A 2,358-nucleotide genomic window follows, 5' to 3' on the forward strand; every position below is an offset into this window, starting at 1 on the left:
ACCGCTCGCGTGGGACGGATGGACCTCCAGGTCAGGCGCACGCTGCGGCGCGACCAGGCTTCGGCGTGCTTGAGGAACCCTCGGGAGGAGAGTCAACCGGCCCGGTACTGTACTCGCTCGCCAGGAGCCGCACGCCCAGCAGCGTCTCCATGTGCGCCTCGACGAGGCCGTGCACATCGGCCTCGATCTCAGCAAGATGCGGCATGACCTCGGTCATATCGCCTTTTGTCGTGTCCGTACGGAACAGCTTCAAGCCGACCACCCCCGTCTATCGCACAGGAGATCGACAACGCGGGACGGGCAGAGATTTGTTTCCGCAACCGGCGTTAGTCGCGTGAAGGAAGTGTGCTATTGACCCGACTGTGCGGGCCTACGCCCCCCACCCTTCGGCGCTCACGCCCGTGAGGGCCGCTCAGCCCGCCCATATCCAGCACAGATCCAGCACGGTATGGGTGATGGGAGGTGATGACAGGTGACGAGAGGTCAGAAAATCCAGCACCTATCCAGCACGGTGAAAAACGAGGGGTCTGACTCCGAAGAGTCAGACCCCTGTTGACCTGCACGTTTGCCAGATCAGCGAAGTGGTGCTATGTCACCCGCTAGACATTGAAGCGGAACTTCAACACGTCGCCGGACATGTGCCACCCGCCCAAGGGCTCCGCCGTTCTCACAACTCCGCTTCCAACTCCCCGCGAGGACCAACGGGCCATCCGAGACGCCATCGGGCAACTCCGCTCGCGCGGAGAGGACGCCTGGATGGCGTGCACCGGCACCGTGCGGAGCGGGACACCTCCGCTCGCGAGGAGAGGACGAAGTCGGCGTCCTGGCTCGGGAGTGGGCGGATGGGACACCTCCGCTCGCGCGGAGAGGACGGCAAGCAGCGGACCGCGCCGTGGATCGCCTCCGGGACACCTCCGCTCGCGCGGAGAGGACCAGGCCGTCCGCGTCTGCGGTCAGCCTGTAGTCGGGACACCTCCGCTCGCGCGGAGAGGACATGTTCCAGCGGACCGTTCCCCTGAAAGTCCCCGGGACACCTCCGCTCGCGCGGAGAGGACCAGTGGGTGCGTCCGGGAGAGTGCCGTGTGAACGGGACACCTCCGCTCGCGCGGAGAGGACGCACCCCCTCGGCGGCGGGCGGGCGGTCGTAGCGGGACACCTCCGCTCGCGCGGAGAGGACCCCTGATAGCCAGGGATGCCCTGCACGATCAGCGGGACACCTCCGCTCGCGCGGAGAGGACATCGACGTGGCCTGGAACTCGGGGCACACCGGCGGGACACCTCCGCTCGCGCGGAGAGGACCAGGAGCGCCTCGGCGGCTGGCCGCCCTCCACCGGGACACCTCCGCTCGCGCGGAGAGGACCGCGGGTCGTCGTTGACCGGGGACATGTAGTTCGGGACACCTCCGCTCGCGCGGAGAGGACGAGCAGGATCGACTTACCCACCGTCGTTCTCCTGGGACACCTCCGCTCGCGCGGAGAGGACGAGCGGCGCGGCGGCCGCGGCGTACCCGACTACGGGACACCTCCGCTCGCGCGGAGAGGACTCAATGCGCTTCCACTCGCCGGTGCGCAGCTGCGGGACACCTCCGCTCGCGCGGAGAGGACGCTGGGCTGGGGTTTCGCTCACCCCGAAGCGCCGGGACACCTCCGCTCGCGCGGAGAGGACAGCTCCTCATCGACCTCGACCATCTGCGGCGACGGGACACCTCCGCTCGCGCGGAGAGGACGCTCACGCCCCCGGGCCACGGAAGGGCACGACCGGGACACCTCCGCTCGCGCGGAGAGGACGGGCCGGGCGTTGATCTACTGCCAGTCGTTCGGGGGACACCTCCGCTCGCGCGGAGAGGACATGGCCGAGGACCTGCCCGAACAGGCCGAGGGCGGGACACCTCCGCTCGCGCGGAGAGGACTGCCGCTGGAGATGTACGACCAGGCACAGCACCGGGACACCTCCGCTCGCGCGGAGAGGACGAGGGGCTCGCGGCGCACGAACTGAACGGGGACGGGACACCTCCGCTCGCGCGGAGAGGACGAGCAGCCTGAAGAGTGGGCCGACGCCGTCGACGGGACACCTCCGCTCGCGCGGAGAGGACGTCGTGGTCGACCGGCGGCGCGACGACCGGGCCGGGACACCTCCGCTCGCGCGGAGAGGACCGGCCCTGTCCTCCTTCGGGAGGGCGGGGCCGCGGGACACCTCCGCTCGCGCGGAGAGGACCCTTCGCCACCTGCAGCGTTAAAGGGACTTGGTTGTTTCTTTACCTGTAGGGGAGTGTTCAATGATCGGCGGATCCGATGATCAAGGAGACGCCTCATGAGCGACACCACCATCGAGCAGATAGCGGGCGCGGATGTCGAGCCG

At 68.8% G+C, this 2,358-nt stretch carries 1 protein-coding gene and 1 CRISPR repeat array; the gene reads right to left on the minus strand.

Translation table 11 applies throughout. The features are described from left to right. Nucleotides 1-31 precede the first annotated feature (31 nt). Nucleotides 32-262: a hypothetical protein gene (locus ABZ659_RS35775; protein ID WP_360229171.1), complete on the minus strand. Its 231-nt coding sequence runs from the start codon at nucleotides 260-262 to the stop codon at nucleotides 32-34. Nucleotides 263-721: 459 nt separating this feature from the next. Continuing rightward, nucleotides 722-2,214: direct repeats of the CRISPR family, unit length 28 nt; unit sequence GGGACACCTCCGCTCGCGCGGAGAGGAC. Nucleotides 2,215-2,358: the final 144 nt, after the last annotated feature.

The organism is Streptomyces sp. NPDC006997 (genome assembly GCF_040635175.1).
Lineage (GTDB): Bacteria > Actinomycetota > Actinomycetes > Streptomycetales > Streptomycetaceae > Streptomyces.